This is a genomic window from Clostridium psychrophilum (assembly GCF_018861705.1).
Lineage (GTDB): Bacteria > Bacillota > Clostridia > Clostridiales > Clostridiaceae > Clostridium_AD > Clostridium_AD psychrophilum.
Genome location: NZ_JAHLEC010000207.1, coordinates 1 through 2,561, shown reverse-complemented (window position 1 = coordinate 2,561; position 2,561 = coordinate 1). Strand labels below are relative to the sequence as shown.

1 protein-coding gene is annotated in these 2,561 nt (G+C 29.7%); it reads left to right on the top strand.

Annotation, left to right across the window (positions count from 1 at the left end):
- Positions 1 to 201: 201 nt before the first annotated feature.
- Positions 202 to 2,442 carry an SF1B family DNA helicase RecD2 gene (gene recD2 / locus KPL38_RS18930; RefSeq protein ID WP_216290691.1) on the top strand — a complete coding sequence of 747 codons (2,241 nt, stop codon included), beginning with the start codon at positions 202 to 204 and terminating at the stop codon, positions 2,440 to 2,442.
- Positions 2,443 to 2,561: the final 119 nt, after the last annotated feature.

Below are 2,561 nucleotides of genomic sequence, written 5' to 3'. Positions count from 1 at the left end.
ATTTAGAAATGAATAAAAATAAACATTAACATTAATAAAGATAAGTAAGAAATCATTCGTATTATTTAAAGAAGGTTTCTTATCAAACTTATAATTAGATTATACAAGGGGTATACTTAAGATAAAATATAAAATGTAAAATATATAAAATAAATATGATATAATATTAATATATAAACTTATATATATAGGGGAGATTTTATGCCAGAAATACAAGGGATAATTGAAGATGTAATATTCCATAATGAAGATAATGGGTATATAATAGCTCATTTGTTTGATGATAAAAAGCAAATAACAGTGGTAGGTATTGTACCATACGTTAGTGAAGGTCAAAATTTAAAATTAATCGGAGAATGGGTTAATCATCCTCAATTTGGCAGACAATTTAAAATACAGCACTGTGAAGAAATTATACCTAGTTCACTTTCAGGTATAGAGAAATATTTATCTTCGGGAGTTATTCAAGGAATTGGTCCTGTAACTGCTAAAAAGATTGTACAGCGCTTTGGTGAAGAGACTATGAATGTGTTAGATAATGAGATAGAAAAATTGAAAGAAATTGATGGCATAGGAGAAAAGAAAATTCAATTAATCTTTGAATCATATTCTAAACAACGTGAAGTTAAAAATATAATGATATTTCTTCAAACATATGGGGTAACACCCAGTCAATGTGTAAAAATATATAAAAAATATGGAGCAGATTCTATAAAGGCAGTACAAGATAATCCTTATGTATTAACTGAAACCATTGCTGGTGTAGGATTTAAAATTGCTGATAGAATAGCAAGAAGTTTAGGAATCGATAAGGAGTCACCTTTTAGAATACAAAGTGGAATTAATTATGTGGTTAATGAATTTTGTGCTATTGGAAATACTTATATGCCACTCGGTAAACTACATAACCAAGCTAAAAACATTCTTGGGGTTACTGATGAGGAAATAGAAAATAATATTTATGATAATGTGTTACAAGGAAAACTTAAAGTAGAAAATATTGAAGAAGAAGATTGTGTTTTCACTATGCCTTTTTATTATTGCGAATTAGGTATAACTAAAAAAATTATAACTTTATCTGTAGAAAAGTATGATGAATTAGAGATAGATATAGAAGAGAAAATTAATGAATTCGAAAAAGAAAAAAACATACATTTTGCTGTATCTCAAAGAACTGCTATTTGTGGCGCTATGGAAAATAGTATGGAGGTTATAACAGGAGGCCCTGGTACTGGCAAAACTACTATAATCAATTGTATTATAGAGGTGTTTGAAGAAGCGGGAATGAAAGTATATATGGCGGCACCGACTGGGCGTGCAGCTAAAAGGATGACTGAAGCTACTGGGCGTGAAGCAAAAACTATACATAGGTTACTAGAACTTGGAATAGGTGGCGATGATGGATCGCAGTTTTCTAAAAGTGAGGAATCACCATTGGATTGCGACGTGCTTATTATTGATGAAGCTTCAATGATAGACATAATGCTTATGAATAGTTTATTAAAAGCTATTACCATTGGAACTAGACTTATAATAGTTGGGGATGTTGATCAATTACCATCTGTTGGACCTGGGAATGTACTAAGAGACATTATTGAGAGCAAATGTGTTAAAATAGTTAAACTTAATGAGATTTTTAGGCAGGCTAGGGAAAGCATGATTATTGTGAATGCTCATAAAATTAATAATGGCGAGATGCCTATTTTAAATAAAAAGGACAAAGATTTTTATTTTATTGAAAACAATGAGCATGAGAAAATCTTAGAAAGTATAATTAGCTTAATTAATACAAGGTTACCTAAATTTAATAAGCATTGGGATAAGATGAAGAATATTCAAATATTATCACCGATGAGAAAAGGTATACTAGGCATAGAAAATTTAAATGAAAGACTTCAGGAAACATTAAATCCCAAATTAAAAGGTAAGAAGGAAAAGGAATACAGAAACACTATTTTTAGAGTAGGCGACAAGGTAATGCAACTTAAAAATAATTATTCTATGAAATGGCATAAAATGAGTGCAAAATCAGAAGATGGTACTGGAATTTTTAATGGTGACGTAGGGTATGTTGATGATATTGATGATGATAATGAAAATGTTATCGTTATATTTGATGATGATAAGCGTGTAGAGTATGAAGGAGTAAATTTAGATGAACTAGCTTTAGCATATGCTATAACAATACATAAAAGTCAAGGTAGTGAGTTTGAAGTTGTAATTATGCCAATGTTTATGGGACCTCCACTTTTAATGAACAGAAATTTGCTTTATACAGGGATAACTAGAGCAAAAAACATGGTTGTTTTAGTAGGTGAGAGAAAAGCCATTAGTTTTATGAAAAATAATAACAGAAGTTTTGAGAGATATTCTGCACTAGGATTTAGAATAAGGCAAATAGTAGATGCCAATTTGGGCAGTGATGAAAATCAGTTAAATTAAACTATAATAAATATGATCAATTGCAATAACAAGTTGAACCAATTTGTATTTATGACTTAAATCGTTGAATTTACTTATGCTGCATAAATTATATCTAATTGTGCTTCGAATAGATCTTC